At 48.0% G+C, this 21,246-nt stretch carries 17 protein-coding genes and 1 riboswitch; of the genes, 14 read left to right on the top strand and 3 right to left on the bottom strand.

Annotated elements, in window-relative coordinates:
• The first annotated feature begins 201 nt into the window (after positions 1-201).
• Together VC28_RS08500 and waaA are read left to right on the top strand one after the other, a co-directional pair.
• Positions 202-933 carry a tetratricopeptide repeat protein gene (locus tag VC28_RS08500; protein WP_049630270.1) on the top strand — a complete coding sequence of 244 codons (732 nt, stop codon included), beginning with the start codon at positions 202-204 and terminating at the stop codon, positions 931-933.
• Positions 933-2,228, top strand: coding sequence for a lipid IV(A) 3-deoxy-D-manno-octulosonic acid transferase (gene waaA, locus VC28_RS08495; RefSeq protein WP_049630269.1), 1,296 nt, complete (start codon positions 933-935; stop codon positions 2,226-2,228). The genes VC28_RS08500 and waaA overlap by 1 nt, the downstream gene beginning before the upstream one ends.
• A 101-nt stretch (positions 2,229-2,329) precedes the next feature.
• Here the strand turns inward: waaA and VC28_RS08490 are convergent, their stop codons facing one another.
• Positions 2,330-3,694, bottom strand: coding sequence for a TolC family outer membrane protein (locus VC28_RS08490; RefSeq protein WP_053094175.1), 1,365 nt, complete (start codon positions 3,692-3,694; stop codon positions 2,330-2,332).
• Between the two features lie 573 nt (positions 3,695-4,267).
• On the opposite strand from VC28_RS08490, the gene nhaD reads away from it, so the two are divergent.
• The 12 genes from nhaD to radA all read left to right on the top strand — a co-directional run bounded on the left by nhaD (position 4,268) and on the right by radA (position 19,866).
• Positions 4,268-5,527, top strand: a complete 1,260-nt coding sequence (gene nhaD / locus VC28_RS08485) for a sodium:proton antiporter NhaD (RefSeq protein WP_049630268.1) — start codon at positions 4,268-4,270, stop codon at positions 5,525-5,527.
• A 163-nt stretch (positions 5,528-5,690) separates the two neighbouring features.
• Positions 5,691-6,932, top strand: a complete 1,242-nt coding sequence (locus tag VC28_RS08480) for a cation:proton antiporter (RefSeq protein ID WP_049630267.1) — start codon at positions 5,691-5,693, stop codon at positions 6,930-6,932.
• A 125-nt stretch (positions 6,933-7,057) separates the two neighbouring features.
• Positions 7,058-7,154, top strand: a riboswitch (TPP riboswitch).
• Positions 7,155-7,225: 71 nt separating this feature from the next.
• Entirely contained in the window at positions 7,226-8,065 is an 840-nt protein-coding gene (gene thiD, locus VC28_RS08470; protein WP_049630265.1) for a bifunctional hydroxymethylpyrimidine kinase/phosphomethylpyrimidine kinase, read from the top strand.
• A gap of 15 nt (positions 8,066-8,080) precedes the next feature.
• A complete protein-coding gene (thiC, locus tag VC28_RS08465; protein WP_049630264.1) occupies positions 8,081-9,991 on the top strand; it encodes a phosphomethylpyrimidine synthase ThiC in 1,911 nt (636 codons plus the stop codon).
• A gap of 52 nt (positions 9,992-10,043) precedes the next feature.
• Complete coding sequence (locus tag VC28_RS08460) at positions 10,044-10,667, top strand: NUDIX domain-containing protein (protein WP_049630263.1); 624 nt, start codon at positions 10,044-10,046, stop codon at positions 10,665-10,667.
• A 164-nt stretch (positions 10,668-10,831) separates the two neighbouring features.
• On the top strand, positions 10,832-11,347 hold the full coding sequence (locus VC28_RS08455) for a DUF1249 domain-containing protein (RefSeq protein ID WP_049630262.1): 516 nt from the start codon (positions 10,832-10,834) through the stop codon (positions 11,345-11,347).
• Positions 11,348-11,553: 206 nt separating this feature from the next.
• Positions 11,554-12,336 carry a 3',5'-cyclic-AMP phosphodiesterase gene (cpdA, locus tag VC28_RS08450; RefSeq protein ID WP_049630261.1) on the top strand — a complete coding sequence of 261 codons (783 nt, stop codon included), beginning with the start codon at positions 11,554-11,556 and terminating at the stop codon, positions 12,334-12,336.
• A gap of 6 nt (positions 12,337-12,342) precedes the next feature.
• A complete protein-coding gene (locus VC28_RS08445) occupies positions 12,343-12,924 on the top strand; it encodes a YqiA/YcfP family alpha/beta fold hydrolase (protein WP_049630260.1) in 582 nt (193 codons plus the stop codon).
• Positions 12,925-12,989: 65 nt separating this feature from the next.
• Complete coding sequence (gene parE / locus VC28_RS08440; RefSeq protein ID WP_049630259.1) at positions 12,990-14,879, top strand: DNA topoisomerase IV subunit B; 1,890 nt, start codon at positions 12,990-12,992, stop codon at positions 14,877-14,879.
• 196 nt (positions 14,880-15,075) lie between these two features.
• Complete coding sequence (locus VC28_RS08435; protein WP_049630258.1) at positions 15,076-17,427, top strand: hypothetical protein; 2,352 nt, start codon at positions 15,076-15,078, stop codon at positions 17,425-17,427.
• A gap of 148 nt (positions 17,428-17,575) precedes the next feature.
• A complete protein-coding gene (locus VC28_RS08430; RefSeq protein WP_049630257.1) occupies positions 17,576-18,496 on the top strand; it encodes a PDC sensor domain-containing protein in 921 nt (306 codons plus the stop codon).
• Positions 18,496-19,866: a DNA repair protein RadA gene (gene radA, locus VC28_RS08425; RefSeq protein WP_049630256.1), complete on the top strand. Its 1,371-nt coding sequence runs from the start codon at positions 18,496-18,498 to the stop codon at positions 19,864-19,866. The genes VC28_RS08430 and radA overlap by 1 nt, the downstream gene beginning before the upstream one ends.
• A gap of 40 nt (positions 19,867-19,906) precedes the next feature.
• Here radA and VC28_RS08420 read toward each other — a convergent pair whose 3' ends face one another.
• Positions 19,907-20,749, bottom strand: coding sequence for a substrate-binding periplasmic protein (locus tag VC28_RS08420; RefSeq protein WP_049630255.1), 843 nt, complete (start codon positions 20,747-20,749; stop codon positions 19,907-19,909).
• A gap of 66 nt (positions 20,750-20,815) precedes the next feature.
• Entirely contained in the window at positions 20,816-21,196 is a 381-nt protein-coding gene (locus VC28_RS08415) for a PilZ domain-containing protein (protein WP_049630254.1), read from the bottom strand.
• Between the last annotated feature and the right edge of the window lie 50 nt (positions 21,197-21,246).

The following is a 21,246-nucleotide window of genomic DNA, read 5'->3' as shown; positions in this document are numbered from 1 at the left end:
GATTTTTCTGGGTCTAATTGATAAGGCCGGGATGTCGGCGCGACTGAGTTACAGTAACATACGCGGCCTATGGACACTGGGCAATGCCTATCATTCCCTTGATCTGTGAATTTATCTTTTTTTACCTGCAGTGTTTACTGTCAAACACAATCAGTTCCTGAATATACCTTGTTGCTTATTTAAGAGAAGAGAGTTGCCACTATGTTGACGGTTGTTGGTCGCCTTGGATTATTGATGGTGATGGCGTTTAGCTTGAGCGGCTGCCAAACACCATTTTGGATGAATCAGAAAAAAGCACCGGCACCTGCTCCCGCTCCGGTGGTGCAGAAGCCTCAGGTGATTACCAAAGAGCAGCAGGTTGTGAAGATGTTGATCCTCAACGGTGAATACACGCTATCGCAAGATCAGCTGCTGACACCGAAAAATGACAACGCATTTGATTATTTCCGTGCAGCGCTCAAATTGGATCCGAACAATCAGCGGGCGAAAGGTGGTTTGCAGGGTATTGTCATGCGCTATGTAGATTTGGCACGTCAGGCTGCAGCGCGTGGAAATTATTCGCAAGCGACTACTATGCTGAATAACGCGCGTATTGTTGATCCGACAAATTTATTGATTAAAGAAGTATCCAGCGCGCTGACTGAGCAAATCAAGGCGGCTCCGCCGGTAGAGCCTTACCGTGGTGGTGCCAATGAGTTTTTATTGGATGCCAGTTTGTTAGGCAAGGATGATCCGCGCATACTTGCCAAGCTCGCTGAAATCGCCAATAAACTAAAAGCCACCAACAGTTTGGCAATTATTATTGCCCGAACTGATGTAGAAGGGCGCTGGATCTATCAAAAAATGCGCGATGCAGTTCCAGGGTATCGCGTACGTGGCGATATAAAGCTGGGTAGCCCGGCGCGCGTACAACTTACCCCGGCTGCTCACTGATGATGCGTTTTTTATACACGCTCATTTTTTATTGCCTGCTTCCTGTCATTTTATTGCGCTTGTTGTGGCGCTCGGTTTCTGCGCCGGCCTATGTCCGTCGTTGGTCTGAGCGTTTTGCATTTTTCCCGGCACAGGCCTCACCGAAAAAAATAATTTGGTTACACACCGTATCGGTGGGTGAATTTTTAGCAGCCTTGCCGTTGATCCGCCGCTTGCAATCCAATCCTGCAATTCAATTGGTGATTACCACAACAACACCCACCGGCTCCGAGCGGGTGCGTGCTACCTTGGGTGATTCTGTTTTTCACGTGTATGCGCCTTATGACTTACCTGATGTTATTGCGCGCTTTCTGCATCGCATTAACCCATCGGTGTATTTGGTGATGGAAACTGAATTGTGGCCAAATACCTTGGCGGCATGCGCCAAGCGCAATATTCCGGCACTGTTGATCAATGGACGATTGTCTGCAAAGTCGGCACGTGGTTATGCGCGTTTCTCTGGATTGACCGCTCCCATGTTGCAACATATTTCCACTGCATTGATTCAAAACCACGCCGATGCACAACGATTTATTGACTTGGGGTTGCCGCAATCCAATGTGGTGGTGACAGGTAATATTAAATTCGATTTAACCTTGAGCGATGAATTAAAAAGCCAGGCGCAATTGTTGAAGTCATCGCTTTCAAATAACGGCCAGCGATTGATTTGGATTGCTGCCAGTACTCATCAAGGTGAAGATGAAATTATCCTTGATGCCTTTGCCCAACTACGTGAACACAAAGCCCGACCAAGTGAAAACACATTACTTGTTTCTCCGTTATTGATTTTGGTTCCGCGACATCCCGAGCGGTTTACGCGAGTGGGTCAACTTTGCACTAGTCGCGGTTTTAACACAGTTCGTCGCAGCAGTGGCGTATTTACAGCAGAGATGGACATTTTGTTGGGCGATACCATGGGTGAGTTACTCCTGCTGTTTGGAGCGAGCGATATTGCATTTGTGGGAGGCAGTTTGGTTCCTAACGGCGGGCACAATTTTATCGAGCCAGCAGCATGGGGATTACCTCTACTAAGCGGTGAGCATGTCTTTAATTTTGCAGAGGTCTCACGGTTGATGGTGCAAGCGGATGCATTACAGATGACAAGTAATGCAAATCAATTGGTACAAGCCTTGAGCGTTTTGATAGAGGATGCTGCGCTGAGAAAATGTCGCGGCGAAAATGCATTGCGGGTCGCGCAGGAAAATCGCGGTGCGCTGGATAAAACGCTCGCGGTCATTGAACGTTATTTGCAGTAGCTTGTGTTGTAGTTTGCTGTAGCTCTAAAACAAAAATGCCGGGTTATTTGCCCGGCATTTTTTTATCTATCGGTTTTTTATCTATCGGTATTGGGCGACATTTAGTTTTCGTATTGGCTACGGCTTACTAAAGAATCGTCGAGCAACCACTTGTCGATTTCCTGCACATCAGCAGGTGTCAACATACCGGCAACTTCACGCAATTTAATGGTGTCGATTACGTAGTCATAAAGTGCATTGGAGTAATCGCGGCGCGCTTGATAAAGGTTGCGCTGCGCGAGTAACACTTCAACCAGGTTGCGTGTGCCCACTTCATAACCTGATTGGGTTGCTTCCAATGCGGATTGGTTTGAAACAATCGCCTGCTTGCGTGCCTGCACTGCGGCAACATCAGTTTCTACCGATAAATGCAGGGCGCGGGTGTTTTGGATGACATTGCGCTGGGTGCTGTTGTACAGCTCATGAGCCTGATTATATTGTGCGTAGGCCTGACGGCTGCGGCCGGTGGTTGCGCCACCGCTATAAATAGGGATATCAAGGCGCACATTAAGGCTGGTGCCGTCAGTTGAGTTATCTAACGGGTTGCCGTTGCTAATCCCATCCGCATCGTAGTCTGAATAACCCAAGGTCGCCCCGAGAGTTGGCAAATGGTTTGAGCGGTTAGCTTTGGCATTTTGCAATGATGCTTCGGCTTGCAGCTTGGATGCTTTGAGGTTGTAGTTGTTTTTCAGTGAAAACTCTACCCACTCTGCACGGTTGGCTGGCGTTGGTGTGACAACCGGAAACTTGGCAGACAAAGGAGCAACATTGTCTTCAGGTTTGCCGGTCAATACTTCAAGAGCCTCGTAACTGATACCGAGGTTTCCGCGTGCTTCCAGTGTTGAGGCTCTTGCACTGTCAAAAGCAGCTTGCGCTTCATGAACTTCGGTGATTGCTGTCAAACCCACTTCGAAGCGTTGCTTGGTTTGTTCGAGCTGTTTTGCCAATGCTTTTTCTTCTGCAATGGTGGCTTCCAATGTTTCAATCGAACGCAGCACGTTGAAGTAGGCTTCTGCGGTGCGGACAATCAGGCTTTGTTGGTCAGCACCGAATTGCGCTTCTGCTTGCTCGCTTAATTTGGCACCTTGCTTGTACACGTACCATGCAGACATATCAAACAGCGGTTGATTCAGTGTGACATCCCAGCCTTTGGAATCCAGATCGGTAGGTGAAGTGGTGTTGTTAAGGCGATTTACCGAGTCTTCGTCGCTATTACTGTATTGCGCTTTGGCGTTAATTTGGGGGAGCAAACCAGCGCGGCCAATAGTTTTGTTTTGCAGGCCTGCTTCATAGGCTGCTTTATCTGCTTTGAGTTGAGCATCGTTTTGCAGGGCGAGTTCATAAACGTCCAACAGGCTATTGGCGCTGGCAGTTAACGGTGCCAGTGAAAAAAGGCTGATGAGCAAGTAAAGCTTGGTCTTTTTCATAAGGTTTTCCAAAGTCCAGAGTTGAGAATTCCAGTTCAATATCAGGCACATGAATGCCTGATATTTGGCCGCGAGGGCCTTACTAAGTAAGCAGTGTGCGTGGAGTGTAGCCGCTTGCTGCAATGGGGTCGAGAAGTGCGCGGAGGTTCACTGGTTAAAAAGGGTAAAACGCACCTGGGTTTGCGTGAAGTTACAAATGTAAGCTCAGCCGCATTTTTTACCTTTCTATATTCATATATACATCCGCTTAACGTCTGCCCACATTGCTTTAGACGCGATTGCCTATCTTATAGATTCATCCAACAAAAAAATGTCAGTGACTGTAACAGCGTCTTTTAGTCACTGCGCACTTATGGGCTCTTGTCCGCTGAGATTTGTCGGGAGTAAGTCCTGATATTGGTAGATTTGCAAAAACTGTTGCTTTTTTAGGCTATTCTGCATTTGTTTGATTGCTTCATCAAAGTGCAACTTCTATCATGCGCGCCCAATTCAAGGCGGGTTTTTTATCGCTGGCGCTTAGTCGCAGGTGCTCCTTCCCGCAGGATTTCTTTAACTTTATATAAAAGGTCTTATATGTCGATGTCCCTGGAAGTTGTCCTGATCATCTTTGCGGTGCTTGCGCTGCTGGGCGTGGTCTTTGAAGAAGTTATCCATATCAATAAAGCGAAAACCACGCTGTTTTTTGGCAGCCTTTCGTGGCTGGTCATGTTTATGTTTTCCGGTGGGCATGAACAACAAGACGTGATGCTGGATAAGTTAAATCACAATCTGTTGGAGATCGCGACACTGTGGTTGTTCTTGATGGCAACTATGACATTCGTTGCTTATCTGAATGCCAAGGGAATTGTTCAGTCAGTTGTCCAGCGTTTGTGCCCGGCGCAAATGAGCACCCGCAGCTTGATGATTATGGTGGCTTTGTTTGCGATGACGCTATCGATGATTTGCGATAACGTCACCGCGACCTTGGTAACGCTTGGGTTGGTGCACGCTTTTGATGTTGAGCAGAAAACCCGTATCAAGCTGGCCGTTTTGGTGGTGTTCGCTGTGAACTCCGGCGGTGTGGCGCTGATCACCGGCGATGTAACCACGCTGATGATCTTCTTGTCAGGTCATGTGACTATGCCACAACTTCTACTGCTGTGGGTTCCGGCTATCGTGGGTGTAATGGTCTTGGCTGCATTGATGTTCCCCGGCGTGTCTGGTCAGGTAACGACAGAAAAAGATCCTCGCACTTTCACAGGTATGGATTGGGCAATTGTAGGTACTTTCTTTAGTACGATCGTGTGCACCATGCTGTTCAACTTTTTCTTCCACGTCCCTCCAGTGCTGACCTTTTTGGTGGGTTTATCGATCATGTTCTTTATCGGCCACTTCATGAATCTGGATCCGGAAGAAACCAAAATTCTTGAGTATGTCCGTCAGATCGAATACGAAACCTTGTTGTTCTTCCTCGGTATTTTGTTGCTGGTGGGCATGTTGAAAGAAATCGGTACATTGGATTTGTTGACCAATTTCTATGCGCAAATTGCGCCGCAATACGCAAACTATTTGATGGGGCTTTTCTCTGCATTGATCGATAACGTACCGCTGACGGCAGCATTGCTGAAGTCCGAACCTGTTTTGCCAACGGCAGAATGGCTGGCTTTGACTTACGGTGTCGGTGTGGGCGGCTCGCTGTTGGCAATTGGTTCTGCAGCGGGGATTATTGCCATGAGTAAAGTGAAAGGCCTCACTTTCGGTGCCTTCTTGCGCTATACCCCTCTGGTATTGATTGCCTATACCTGTGGTTATGCAGTGGCCTTAACACTGGCCAATCTGGTTTTCCCCAGCTAGCGGGTTATTACGCTGTTTGGGCTTTACAAAAACCGGGTTTTTACCCGGTTTTTGTGTTTATGAAGACGGGAATTTACACACAATTTATAAATGTCGGATTGGTTTGCTGTCAGCATGCGCGCATTCTTTATTTACGTTTTTTAACGATTAACCTGGAGTCGTCATGTCTGCATTAGAGATAGCCAAGCTCGACCTTATGTATGTCGGAATTATTATTTTCACCGGTTTGTTAGGTGGAGTGATTGCTAAAAAAATCAAAGTACCCGATATCGTTCTGTTTCTTCTTATCGGGATTGGCCTTGGTCCCACCATCGGTGGCGTTTTGCATGTCCCGGCTGATTCCACCATGAACCAGCTTATCCTGACCATTGGTGCCTGTTATTTGCTGTTTGAAGGCGGGGCGACTTTGCGCTTCGCGGTATTGAAAGAAATTTGGATTACGTTATTGGTCATTGCATCTGTCGGGGTGTTGATCACCGGTGCCATCATGACAGTGGCCAGTGTGTGGATGGGAATTCCCATCGCGATTGCATTGGTGTTGGCTGCGCTTACCGCATCAACCGACCCGGCGACCTTGGTGCCGATCTTCAAACAAGTTCCTATTAAAGACCGTGTTTCCCAAACCGTGATGAGCGAATCTGCGCTGAATGATGCGATGGGCGCGATAGCGACTTTCGCAGTCGTTTCTTATGTTATGGGCACAGGTGAGGGCTTCAGCTTGACGCACTCGCTCGGTGAGTTGGCTTATGAAGCGGGTATGGGTTTGGTGTTAGGTGCGATTATTGGCTATAGCGCAGCTTTCCTGATGGCACACAACAGTTTTGGGATTTTCCGTGAAGTGACGCCTTTTGTGATTATTCTGGCGGTGATTACCGTGTTCCTGCTTGCAGATGAAATCGGCGCTTCTGGTTTTATGGCGGTGTTTACGTGTGGGGTGATGATTGGCAATAAAGAATCTTTCAATTTGCCATTGGATCACCATGAGCACGAATATCTGGAAGATTATGTGGGTAATACCGCATTGTTGATGCGTATGTTTATTTTTATCCTGCTTGGCTCACAAGTGGACTTCCATTTACTGAAAGAATACCTGGGCGTTGGCCTTGCACTGCTATTTATCTTTATCTTTATCGCCCGCCCCGTCACTGTATTCTTGTGCGCAGGCCCGGATCGCCGTGCCAAGTGGACCTGGAAGGAGTTGGTTTTTATGAGTTGGACGCGTGAAACCGGTGTTATTCCCGCTGCTTTGGTGGGGATTCTGGCGGGTATGAAAGTACCCGGCATTGATGTTGTCGGTGCAATTACGTTCATTTTTATCTTGGGGACTATTCTGATTCAGGCACCTACAACAGCTCTATTGGCAGGGAAGTTGGGTCTGTTGAAGTCGCCAGAAAAATCTGAATAAGCGCAAAACGGATCAATCAAAAACGCCCACCGGTGAGCCAGTGGGCGTTTTTTTATGTCTTGTATAAGGTTGGCCTTAATCCAAAAGGTTTCTTTACTCGATCTTCCAACTTGAATAGACTGCCCACTTTCTTGTCGGGGTGCTGGTGCGATGTACTGGCTGAGATATACCCGCCGACCTGATCCGGTTAGTACCGGCGTAGGGAACGAGAGCCTCCTGTTTTAGCATGTCTTCATGCGTGGTTTTTTCTCTCCTTTCCGTGCCATTACCGATTAATGAATAACGGAAATCCAATGAGTTCTCCTGTTCAAACTTCCGGCCAGACCTCTGGTAAACAGACCCCTATCGCACTGACCATCGCTGGTAGTGACAGTGGCGGTGGTGCAGGCATTCAAGCCGATTTAAAAACGTTTTCGGCGCTAGGGGTATTTGGCGCAAGTGTGATTGCCTCCCTTACTGCCCAAAATACCTTGGGGGTGCAGGGTGTATTTCCTGTGCCTCCGGTATTTGTCCAGCAACAAATCCAATCAGTGCTCAGTGATTTATCGGTTGGCGCGATCAAAAGTGGCATGCTGGCTACGGCTGATATTATTGCTGCAGTGGCGGAGTCACTGAGTGCTTACCCCCATATTCCATTTGTTCTGGATCCCGTGATGGTCGCCACCAGCGGTGACCGTTTATTGGCAGAAGATGCGATCAATACGTTGATTGAAAAACTGATTCCATTGGCGAGTGTTGTCACGCCAAATTTGCATGAAGCGGCGGTATTACTAAATGAACCGGTTGCGACCAGTCTTGAACAAATGCAATTACAAGGCGAAAAAATTATCGCCTTGGGCGCACGCGCAGTATTGATGAAAGGCGGGCATACCAACAGTGAGCAGGCGACCGATTTATTGATAACGGCTGCGGGTGTGAGCGCATTTTCAATGCCGCGCCTAACTACAAAAAATACCCACGGTACGGGCTGTACTTTGGCATCGGCAATTGCTGCAGGATTAGCAAAAACATTATCGCTTCATGATGCAGTAAAAGAAGCAAAACATTATTTACACAATGCATTACTGCATTCAGAAAAATTACACATAGGGCAGGGTTCTGGCCCTGTGCATCATTTTTATTCTTTTTATTAGGCAAGGGGCTTTACTATGAATACCAGCGTCGAAAAAATTCTTAGCCAAACTGCGGAAGTTGATAAAGCATCGGTGCAGCCATTTACCGGCTCAAGAAAAATTTATGTGCAAGGTTCACGTCCGGATATTCGTGTGCCCATGCGTGAGATTACCCTTGCTGATACGCCCACCGATTTTGGTGGCGAAAAAAATCCACCTGTACGTGTATATGATACGTCGGGCCCTTATACAGATCCTGATGTCACTATCGATTTGCGCACGGGGTTGGGTGATGTGCGTACCGCGTGGATTGAAGAGCGCAACGATACTGAAATTTTGCAAGACAGTCATTCCGAATTTACCAAGCAGCGTTTGAGTGACAACAGCCTGGATCATCTGCGTTTCAATTTGACTCGCCAGCCGCGCCGCGCAAAACCGGGTATGAATGTATCGCAAATGCATTACGCCAAGAAAGGCATTATCACTCCTGAAATGGAATACATCGCCATTCGTGAAAATATGGCGCTTGCTCAAGCGCGTGAATTAGGTGTGCTCAAGGAGCAACACCCGGGTATGAGCTTTGGTGCAAGTATCCCGGATGAAATCACCCCCGAATTTGTGCGCAGTGAAGTGGCACGCGGACGCGCGATCATTCCGGCGAACATCAATCACCCGGAAGTGGAGCCGATGATTATCGGGCGCAACTTTTTAGTGAAAATTAATGGCAATATCGGCAATTCAGCTTTGGGTTCGTCGATCGAAGAGGAGGTGGAAAAACTCACCTGGGGTGCGCGCTGGGGTGCAGATACCGTCATGGATTTGTCTACGGGTAAAAATATCCATGAAACGCGCGAGTGGATTATCCGCAATTCTCATGTGCCGATTGGTACTGTGCCGATTTATCAAGCATTGGAAAAAGTAAATGGCGTTGCGGAAAATCTCACATGGGAAATTTTTCGCGATACATTGATCGAGCAAGCAGAACAAGGCGTAGATTATTTTACGATTCACGCCGGTGTATTGCTGCGTTATGTTCCGCTCACTGCCAAGCGAGTAACCGGTATTGTATCGCGCGGTGGTTCTATTATGGCGAAGTGGTGCCTTGCGCATCACAAAGAAAATTTCCTCTACAATCACTTTGAAGAAATTTGCGAAATCATGAAGGCTTACGATGTGAGCTTTTCATTGGGTGATGGTTTGCGCCCCGGTTCAATTGCCGATGCAAACGACGAGGCGCAATTTGGCGAATTGGAAACTCTGGGTGAATTGACCAAAATTGCCTGGAAACATGACGTACAGTGCATGATTGAAGGTCCAGGTCATGTGCCCATGCACATGATCAAAGAAAATATGGAAAAACAATTGGAAGTGTGTGATGAAGCACCTTTCTATACGCTCGGGCCATTGACTACGGATATTGCGCCTGGTTATGACCATATCACTTCTGGTATTGGTGCCGCCATGATTGGTTGGTATGGATGTGCCATGCTGTGTTATGTCACTCCAAAAGAACATTTGGGGCTGCCAAACAAAGACGATGTGAAAGAGGGAATCATCACTTACAAAATTGCAGCGCACGCAGCAGATTTGGCAAAAGGCCACCCCGGCGCACAGTTGCGCGATAATGCATTATCCAAAGCGCGTTTTGAGTTTCGCTGGGAAGATCAATTTAATTTGGGCTTGGACCCGGATACCGCGCGTGCTTATCACGATGAAACCTTACCGAAAGATTCTGCCAAGGTTGCTCATTTCTGTTCTATGTGCGGCCCAAAATTTTGCTCGATGAAAATTACCCAGGAAGTACGCGATTATGCTGCGCAACAAGGTGTTAATGTAGAAGGCATTAATGAGGATCAGCTGATTCGCATGATTGATGTTGAAGCAGAAATGCAGCAAAAATCCAAAGAGTTTATGGAGCAGGGCGCAGAGTTGTATCACAAAGTATAATTTTTCTATCCCGTCTCCCCTGCAAAAGGGGAGACTTTTAACAGGCATTATCATGATCGAAAAACCCCAATTCACACGAGCTGATGTTGAGATAATTCGTCGGGAAGAAATGTACAAACGTTTCTTTCGGGTTGAAAAAGTATTTCTCAGGCATAAATTGTTTGATGGCGGTTGGGGGCAGGAAATCGGGCGTGAATTATTTGTACGAGGTGAAGCGGTAGCGGTTGTGCTTTACGATCCTGTGCGCGACCTGATTGGTATGGTGGAACAATTTCGTGTTGGCGCTTTGGATGAGCCAAGTGGCCCATGGTGTTACGAAGTCGTTGCCGGCATGCTTGAGCCAGGTGAGTCGCCGGAAGAAGTTGCACGGCGCGAGCTTATGGAAGAGGCGAACGTTGAACCTTATGCGTTGGAATATATTTGTAATTATTTATCAAGCCCCGGTGGGTGCAATGAAAAGTTACATCTTTATTGCGGCCTTTGCGATCTACAGCACGCAGGTGGTGTGTACGGGTTGCCGGAAGAAGGCGAAGATATTCGCGTGCATGTATTTTCTGCCGAAGATGTTTTTGCGGTCTTGCTGGACGGAGCATTTAATAATGCTGCGGCATTAATTTGTTTGCAGTGGCTGCAATTAAATCGGTCTCGATTACAAAATCAAGCGGCTTGCGAATAATTTTTTTCAGCCATTGACTTAACTAGAACTCTGGCTAACACTTCCATTACGGGTGCGATCTTGCTTTAACGCACAGACTTGTGTTTCTTTTCTCTATCTATCCGTTACCGCACGGTTTTTGTAGGGAATTTTTATAATCCTTTTTGGGAAAACCCAAGGCTTTTATGTTCACATTGCGCACCGCCAAAGCTCAACCTGAATACGTTACTTACAAAGAGCGTTACAAGGTGGATTTACCGCTACAGATGGCGGAGTGCGAGGCCAACTATTTACGCTTGACCAAATTATTGGCGTTGAGTCATTCGGCTGGGGTTCAGCAGCAGTCGTCACATGAGTTCCGTTTTATCGTGGCGCGCGGTGAGCAGCATTGGCTGCATGTATTGCGCATTATTGAACGTTCGCCTTACACAACTACCTTGGAACTCAGTCGTGAAGCGGTTGGATTTAGCTCAGGCTGGTTAGCTATGCCGAGGTTGACCCTGCGGATGTATCACGATGCAAAACTTGCCGAGGTGTTGGCGTGGGAGGGGCACAAGCGTTTGCGTCCGCGCTATGAATACCCCAATCAAGCGATGTATCACAGCGATGAAAAATATCAACTCAATCGTTTTCTTGGTGAATGGTTAAAAGTGTGCCTTGAACATGGCCACAGCATGGATCCCCACATTTGTTTTGAATAAAACTCCTCCGGGTTAAGGCCCGATTTCTTCACAAAATTTACGACTATTGCGCATTTTTCCACAGTCACAGGGTGGCATAAAGCATGATTAGCGTATATCGTTGCGATTGAAACTTATCCAGTTTGACATCCAAGTCAACGTCGTAAGAGTGAAATCACTCTATAAATCAACCACAGAACCCGACTATCGAGGGACGAGAGCCGACAGTGCGTCTGATTCAGATAACCGATTGCCATTTGGGTTCGCAACATAGCGAAACCCTTCTGGGGTTAAATACCGACCAGAGCCTAGAGGATGTGCTTCAGCTTATCCAAAAGGTAGAGTCTGGCTTTGATCATTTAGTATGCACAGGTGATGTGGCCAGCGAAGGCCATGTCGATTGCTACCGCCGCTTCGCTCACACTATCCGCCGTTTTTTTCCTCAGCCATTGAGTTGGCTTGCGGGTAATCACGATTCAGCCGATATCATGTCTTCCAATCAGGATACGCTGGGCATTCAGGGGCGCTTGGTCGATTTGGGGAATTGGTTGTTAGTGTTGCTGGATTCAAGTGTGCCGGGGCAGGTTTACGGCCAGCTTGGCGCAAGCGAATTGGATTTTCTAGAGCATGTCCTGCAAAACCAATCGGACAAACACGTAATTGTTGCGTTGCATCACCAACCAGTACCGGTCGGTAGTGTCTGGATTGACCAATACGTCGTTCGCAATGCCGATGCATTATTCAATTTGGTTGAAACTTACCCGCAAGTCAAAATGGTGATTTGGGGGCACGTCCATCAGGAATTCAGTGCGCGACGCAACCATCTTGCACTTTATGCAACACCCTCTACATGCGTTCAGTTCAAACCTTTGTGTGATGATTTTACGGTGGATACCCAAATGCCGGGCTATCGTTGGTTTGAGTTAAACGATGATGGTACTTATGCGACAGGTGTAGTGCGCGTTACCGACAAACAATACGTGATTGACTATAAATCCGCGGGCTATTGATCGTTCATGGCCACACTGCTGTACATCCACGGGTTTCTTAGCTCTCCTCTCTCTTTTAAAGCACAGCAGACAGCGCGGTGGCTGTCATCCGTTCATCCTGACATTGCGTTTTATTGTCCCCAGCTGCCGCCTTACCCAGCGCAAACCCAATATCAATTAGAGCAACTGGTGAAAAGCCTTTTGCCGCAACCTGTTTATGTAATGGGCAGTTCGTTGGGTGGGTTTTGGGCAACCTGGTTAGCAGAAAAATATAACTTGAAAGCCGTGCTGATTAACCCAGCCGTGCGGCCGCAAGATTTTATGCCCGCCTATTTAGAGGTTGACCTGAAAAGTTATCGCACGGATGATAGCTACCGTTTACATGCTGGGCATATCACTGAAATTATTGCAGCCGACATACCCATCACGCGCCCAGCCAATTATTGGCTGTTATTACAGACGGGCGATGAAACTCTGGATTATCGTCAGGCAGTGCAAAAATATGCCGGCTGCAAGCAAACGATAGAAGAAGGTGGCGATCACGCATTCCAGGGGTTTGAGCGTTATCTTGACGATTGCATTACATTTTTTCAGCAAACATATGTTTAATTCACCGCTTTTGAATTTACAGTTCTTACATTTACAGACATCCATTCACAGATATCAATTAAAAAATGGCTAATTATTCCGCAGAAGATATTGAAGTACTCACGGGGTTAGACCCCGTAAAAAAACGTCCGGGCATGTATACCGAAACTACACGTCCCAATCACCTCGCACAGGAAATCATCGACAACTCAGTAGATGAAGCGCTTGCAGGTCATGCGAAATCCATTGAGGTTATTCTGCACAAAGACCAATCGATTACGGTGATTGATGATGGTCGCGGTATGCCGGTAGACATCCACCCTGAGCAGGGCAAGCCGGGTGTAGAAGTTATTTTGTGTACGCTTCATGCGGGCGGAAAGTTTTCCAACAAAAATTACCAATTCTCTGGTGGTTTGCACGGCGTAGGCGTGTCTGTTGTTAACGCATTGTCAGAAAAATTAGTTGTGACTGTTAAGCGTGATGGCAACGTGTATCGCATGGGTTTTTCCAACGGCGATAAAGCAACTGATTTGGAAATTATTGATACCTGTCCAAAACGCCAAACGGGAACCAGCGTTCACTTTTTGCCGAATCCCATTTATTTTGACTCGAATAAATTTTCCGTGAGCCGTTTACGCCATGTATTGCGCGCAAAAGCCGTACTGTGCCCGGGTCTCACGGTCACATTTATGGATGAGCAATCGGGTGAAAAAGATGTTTGGTATTACGAAGATGGTTTAAAAGATTATCTTGCTGGTGCGACCAAAGAATGGCTCACCTTGCCCGAGCAACCTTTCGTCGGCGATTTCAGTGGCCAAACAGAAGCGGTGAGCTGGGCAGTGCAATGGTTGCCAGAAGGCGGCGAATTAATTCAGGAAAGTTACGTAAACCTGATCCCCACTGCGCAGGGTGGTACTCATGTCAATGGTTTGCGTACTGGCTTGCTGGATGCACTGCGCGATTATTGTGAGTTCCGCAATTTGTTGCCGCGTGGAATAAAACTCGCGCCGGAAGATTTGTGGAATGCGTGTTGTTTCGTGCTTTCCTATAAACATGCTGACCCGCAATTTTCGGGGCAAACAAAAGAGCGTTTAACGTCGCGCGAAGCGGCTGCGTTTGTCTCGGGGATTACCAAAGATGCATTTGCACTCTGGCTAAACCAGCACACAGAAGACGGCGATAAGCTTGCTGAATTTTGTATCAGCAACGCGCAAAAGCGTGTGCGCGCCAGTAAAAAAATTGAGCGTAAACGTGTGACTCAAGGTCCTGCGTTGCCGGGGAAGTTAGCTGACTGTTCCAGCGGTGATCCCGCACGCAGTGAATTATTTTTAGTGGAAGGGGATTCAGCGGGTGGTTCAGCCAAGCAAGCGCGTGACCGTGAATTCCAGGCGATTATGCCGCTGCGTGGAAAAATCCTGAATACATGGGAAGTGGTGTCAGAAGAAATTCTGGCAAGCCAGGAAGTGCACGATATTTCTGTAGCGATTGGGATGGATCCGGGCAGTGAAGATCTGAGTGAATTGCGCTATCACAAAATTTGTATCCTCGCCGATGCAGACTCGGATGGCTTGCATATTGCCACTTTGCTCTGCGCGCTTTTTGTAAAACACTTTCCGGTATTGGTGCGCCATGGCTTTGTGTATGTTGCTATGCCACCGTTGTATCGTATCGATATCGGCAAAGAGGTCTATTACGCACTGGATGAAGGTGAGAAAAACGGCGTGCTGAATCGCATCGCCGCGGAAAACAAAAAAGGTAAGCCTAATGTTCAGCGCTTCAAAGGGTTGGGTGAAATGAACCCCTTGCAATTGCGCGAGACGACTATGGCGCGCGATACCCGCCGCTTGGTGCAGCTCACCATGGACGAAGAAGACGGCACTATGCAGGTGATGGATATGATGCTGGCTAAAAAGCGTGCCAGTGACCGCAAAAACTGGCTGGAAGAAAAAGGCAATCTGGCGGAAATTATTGCCTGATTTTTTGACGGTTCGTATTTCAGTTACACCCCTACAAAAGGCAAACCCACCGCGGTTTGCCTTTTTCGTTATGGGTGTGCGCATTCTTTTGATGGCGACTGTGATCTGTTACAGATCCTTGTTAACAAATTCGCTCCTTGGCAAAACTTGGCTACACTTTCTTCATAATTCCATAACATCTGCTCAGGAAGTCGCCATGAAAAATAAGATGAATCAGCTCCTGCTATCTGCTCTTATTGGGTCTCTGTTAACACTGCATGGCTGTGGCGGTGGTAGCGGGACTGAAAAAGCACCCGAGCCGCCAGCGGCCAGTGTTTTTAAACCCGGAACCCATCCGCGATTTGACCCTGTAACCTCGGATATCCCATTTAATACTGACCTGATTTTTGCCAAAGCCGCTGAATCGGACGGTACGGCAGATTTAGGGGCTCCAAGCGACCCTGTCCGCGCCACAATGAACCAGTTGGATGGATTTTCCACATCGGCATTTTTCGACATTTTGCTGAGTGCGAGTGTTAACCCTGATTCGGTGATGGCTTCCAAAACTGTTTTCCTGGTGGAATTGAATACTGGCGGTAAAGATGCGCTGAATCCCGCCAATATTGTGGGTGTTACTGGCTTGGCGAGTTTTGATGCCGTGGTGGCATCGCAAGATGGCGGCACGAATAACGTTATCCGTATTCGCCCGACCAAACCGCTCAAGCCCAAAACCAAGTATTTGGTCATTCTCACCAATGATCTGAAAGATTCCGGCGGCGCTGCGCTAACCCGCTCCTGGACTTATAACGCCTTGCGCGACCCAAGTTACGAGACTCTGGGCGGACTGGTTCCTGTGCGCAATGCAATTATTGGTTGGGAAACTCTGGCAAGCGGTTTTCTCTCTGCGGTTAGTGGCGGCCAGTTGTCTGCCGCAGCAGCGAAAGAAAAATTGATATTGACCTACACCTTTACAACAACCGATCCGACAACCGGTTTGGTGGCGATGGCTTCACCGCGTGCGGTGATTGCAGGTATGCAAATTGCCGCTGGTGCTGCGCCCAGTACAGCCGTTGCTAACGCGATGCAATTGGATTCGCTCAATCTACTGCCGACACCGAAAGCGCGTGATGTGGGTATCTCTGGTCTGACGGGGATCGATTTCAATAACTTCAGCAGCGCACTTGCGGCGAATGTGGGGAAACTCTACACCGGTTATATCAAGTTGCCTTATTACCAAACAGCAGCGACCGGTTTGGGCTTTGGTGAATACCTCAAACGCAGTTGGAAGCCAGACCTCACTTTGGCAGGTGCTTTGGGGGTAACGGTTCCAAGGGATGTAGATGGCAGCTACAACGTGACTTATCGCTATCCGTTTGCAGCAAAAACCAGTGATGAATCCGTGCCTTTGCAAGTCACCCTGCCGCAGGATAATTGGGTGCCTGGCTATGCGGGTGCGGCCAATTGCGGTCAGATTTATGCCGCGACGGGTTATCCAACGGTTATTTATGTGCACGGTATAACCAGTGACCGCACCTCTGTCGTAGCGCTTGGGCATACGCTCGCTGCTCGCTGCGTGGCAACGGTCGCGATCGATCTGCCGGTGCATGGTGTTCCTGCCAATAGTGCGTTTGTGAATGTGCTCAACGTCGAGAAAAGCAAATCCATTCCTTTTGCGGCGCTCTATGGTGCCAATGCTCCGCATGAGCGTCACTTTAATGTAGCGGGTTCTGGTGGAGCGCCTGCGCCGATGAACTTTGAAACACCGGGTTCTACCGATGGCTCAGGTGCCCAATTCATTAATCTTGGCTATCTGACCAATACACGCGATAACAACCGTCAGGCGGTAATGGATCTGTTGAACCTTAACGCCAGCCTTGGTGGCATCAATACCGAGATCCGCAAATCAGTCAGTACAGGGTTGGATGTGAACCGTGTGTATGTGGTGGGTGTATCTCTGGGCGGTATTTTGGGGAGCGTGTTCACCACGGTTAACCAGATGGCGATTGCTAACGACGCACAAGTCGGCCTGCCCTCCAACCTTAATCCTGTGCGCGGTATTGTGACCAGTGCGGCGGGTACCCAGGTTGCACAAATTTTGGTGAACTCGGCAACTTTCGCGCCGGTTATCAATGGTGGCTTGGGAGCCAGTGGCGTTAATGTGGGTACTAGCAATTATGAGCGCTTCCTTTATGCAGCCCAAAGTGCGATGGATGCCGGTGATCCTGTGAACTACATGCAAACACTGGCAGCGCTGGGTGTTCCTGCTTTGGTACAGCAAATCAATAACGATATCGTGATCCCTAACGGTGCAGCGGTAGCGCCTTTGACGGGTACATCGGCAATGGCATCGCTACTGGGCGCTACCCAACTTGGATTGGGCACAACGCAACTAGGTCGTGGTTATGTCAAACATACTGCCGGTGGACATGCATCGCTGTTACGTCCTGAAGGTGGAGCACCTCAAGTGACGGCAGAATTGCAGACACAGGTTGTGACTTTTGTGCTTAATAATGGAAATGTATCCGTTGGTGGTGGTGCACCGGGCAATATTGAACTGCCTGCTAATTGATAATCTTCTGGCAAAAATAAAACCCCGGCTTGCCGGGGTTTTATTTTTTCTGCAGGGTAATTTCCGCGGTAATGGCGCAATAACTGCTAATAAATTAAGGTAAACTGCCGCCCGTTTTGCAGCTCTGCTGCGTTGATGAGTTTGTAATATGACCCCACGTAACTATTTATATCTGCTCAAAAAATACGATGAGTACCAAGCGCAAATCGAGCGTTTGTTGGAATCCATTGTGACCTCGTTATCGCCTAATAAATTGGATACGGGTCACGACCAATTGAATGAAGTTGTGAAACGTTTGCACAAATCGTATCCGTTTGTGGAGCTGTTGTATTGTCTTGATGAAAATGGAATACAAACGACAGAGTCGGCCGCATCACCCACAGTACCAGATCCCAAACGTCGTGAGCCGGGTTTTGGTTCTGACCGCAGCAACCGCGTTTATTATTCGCGCGCGCGAGACAATGTTGCTGCTGTGACGGTTACCCAGCCTTATCTTTCCAGTGCGACGCATCAGTTAGCGATTTCTGCTGTACAGCGCTTTATTGATCCTGCAAATGCCACGCGTTATCTGGTGATTAATTTTAATTTGGAAAAATTGATCACCTTTTTGAACGGCGATAGTTTGCGCAGGGTTGTGCATCCGTTGTTCCAGGTTGTTTATGGTTTGATTGGCATTATGTTGGTGGCGGTATCCATGCTGTTGTTATTTTCAGCAGGCCAGTCGTTGTATGAAATGATCCACGAACATACTAACACTGCAACACAGGCATTCCAGTCGGTCATTCTGGTGACCTTGGGTTTGGCGATTTTTGATCTGGGCAAAACGATTCTGGAAGAAGAAGTGCTGTTGCACAAAGACATTCATCACACAGGTTCAACACGTCGCACTATTGCACGGTTTATGTCGGCGATTGTGATTGCAGTATCCATTGAGTCGTTATTATTGATGTTTAAATCTTTATTGGGCGATGCAACCCATTTGAACTCAGCGGTGTTTATGTTGTTCGCCGCGGTTGCACTTCTGGTTGGCTTGGGCGCTTATTTGAAATTGACGAGTGAAAAACGTTAATGAGCACAAAAAATAAAAGTGCATTTGTCTGCAACGAGTGCGGTGCTGATTTTAAAAAATGGCAGGGCCAGTGCACCGAGTGTGGTGCCTGGAACAGTTTGAGTGAAGTGCGTTTAGGCCCAACGCCTTCGAACCGCGCAGCCAAATTTGAAGGTTACGCCGGTGGTGCAAGCGGCAATAAAATCCAGACACTCGCTGAAATTTCATTAAATGATGTTCCGCGTTTTAGTAGTGGGGCAGGTGAGTTTGATCGTGTGCTTGGCGGTGGATTCGTTCCGGGTTCTGTTGTTTTAATTGGTGGTAATCCGGGTGCTGGTAAATCCACTTTACTGCTACAAACATTGTGCAATTTGGCGCGTAGTATGCGCGCGTTTTATATCACCGGTGAAGAATCGCTGCAGCAAGTAGCGATGCGTGCACAGCGCTTGGGCTTACCCACAGACCAACTGCAAATGTTGAGTGAAACCAGTGTTGAGGCGATCTGCGCAACAGCGCAACAAATTGCACCAAAAGTGATGGTGATTGACTCTATTCAAGTCATGCACATGGAAGACATTACCTCTGCGCCCGGTTCTGTTTCGCAAGTGCGTGAAAGCGCCGCGTACCTCACCCGTTTTGCCAAACAAACCGGCACGGTATTAATTCTGGTGGGCCATGTCACCAAAGATGGTTCACTTGCCGGCCCCAAAGTGTTGGAGCACATGATTGATTGTTCGATTTTGCTGGAAGGCGATAACGATTCACGCTATCGCACTTTGCGTGGCCACAAAAACCGTTTTGGTGCCGTGAATGAGTTGGGCGTGTTTGCCATGACCGAGCAGGGCATGCGCGAAGTCAGCAACCCGTCTGCCATTTTTTTGCAGCGCGCCGAGGATGCCTCGTCCGGATCGGTTGTGATGGTGATGTGGGAAGGAACACGACCATTGCTCATCGAAATCCAGGCATTGGTCGACGACAGTCATCTTGGCAATCCGCGCCGTGTTGCGGTGGGAATGGATCAAAACCGTTTGGCAATGTTGCTTGCAGTATTGCATCGCCATGGCGGGATTATGGTGGGCGACCAGGATGTATTTGTGAACGTCGTCGGTGGTGTAAAGGTGATGGAAACCAGCGCGGATTTGGCGGTGTTACTGGCCATTGTATCCAGCTTTCGCGACCGTGTTTTGCCGCAGGATTTAATTGTGTTTGGCGAGGTGGGCTTGTCGGGTGAGATACGTCCGGTACCCAGTGGGCATGAACGCTTACGTGAGGCGGCCAAGCATGGGTTCAAGCGCGCAATTGTGCCTTTTGCCAACGCCCCGCGGGATAAAAATGTGGGCATTGATGTTGTTGCGGTTAAAAATCTGCAAGAGGCGTTAAATGCGCTCTAATCATATGGGCGCTTTTAATGGCAAGTATTGATCGCGGTTTTTAATTATTCGGTATTTGCAATTCAATCACGTTGCGGTCGAGTGCCTGCATCATCTCCCACGCCTGCCGGAAATTGGGAATATCAAAAAATAACGCATCAAGGCTGCCATCCTGTTGCGCTATTTCCAATCCTTGTTTGATTCGCTCTGCAAGTTCAGCATTATTTTTATTAAGAAAAAAATAAATGGGCTGCGAGTAATGAATCGCCAAATTTTTTTCTATCGCAAGCCCCAGTTTTTCATATCGCTCCGTGTCATCCTGCACTTCCTGAAGGCTGCGCGCCATGTAATCAAACCGTTTGAGTTTTAACATGCGGAACATAGGTTCATAAGAGTAGGATTTTACGAGCGGCAAACCGTTAAAACGATAAATCTCCGTATCGCTCCAATGAGTGCCCGTACCGATTTTAAATTGCTGCAAATCAGACAGCGTTTTGATGCTATCAAAGCGAATCTGTTCATCAGCGCGGATCACTAGCAGGCGATATTCATTGATGCCGCGCAGCAAGTTAAATTTAACGGTAGCAAATTCTGCTTCACGTTTTGGTGAGCTGCTACTCCAGACAACATCTAATGTGCCTTTTTGGACAAGCAGCCGCGCGCGTTCACGTGCGACTTCTTTCTCGTAATGTGTGATCTGAATTCGCTCATCTGGAGCGGCTGTTTTATGCAAAGCCAGTTGCAAGGCTTGTACATAAAAACGTCCGGTGACTTCAGGCTCCAGCGAGTTTTTTTGGGGTAAAACGATATGCAGGTCGCCCGCCCACGAACAAGCAGAAATGCTCGCGAGAGAAAGAAAAAAGCAGAGTGCTGCGTAGCGCATAGCTTCAGGGCATATCCACATCGTCAAATGCATCCAGATTGCTGGCTGTGCGTAAATCGCTGGCCAATCACAACCTATTGATCAGTGCTAATGGCCATTTTCGATCAGGCTTAATAATTCATGGAGCAGTGTTTTATCGACGGGAGTGTCCGGTTGGAATTCAAAACCTAATAAATGTTCGCGCACATGAATCAAGCGGCCATGCAGATTGAGTAATTTTTTAGGCGAGGTGACTAAATTTAATTCTTCGAGTTGTATATGTACTCGCAGCGGATCACCTTTTTGCAGCAAATGCTCACCTAAAATTGCCAGGCGGGCACCAGACTCGGAAAGATCGAGCACATGCGCTTCCCATTTTTTGGTGGAGTAGCGTAAATCGGCATAGGCGCGCAAAGGAAAGCGCGGATGCCTGCGTTTGTCTTCTTCGTTGTATTCGTTATTAGTCTGGTCAGAATCAAAGTCATTCATTGTTTTTATGGGCTCCGCAATGGAATTTAAGGGTTGCCTGTTGTGGGTAA

The organism is Cellvibrio sp. pealriver (assembly GCF_001183545.1).
In the GTDB taxonomy this organism is placed as follows: Bacteria; Pseudomonadota; Gammaproteobacteria; order Pseudomonadales; family Cellvibrionaceae; genus Cellvibrio.
This window is presented reverse-complemented; position numbering and strand designations above follow the sequence as displayed.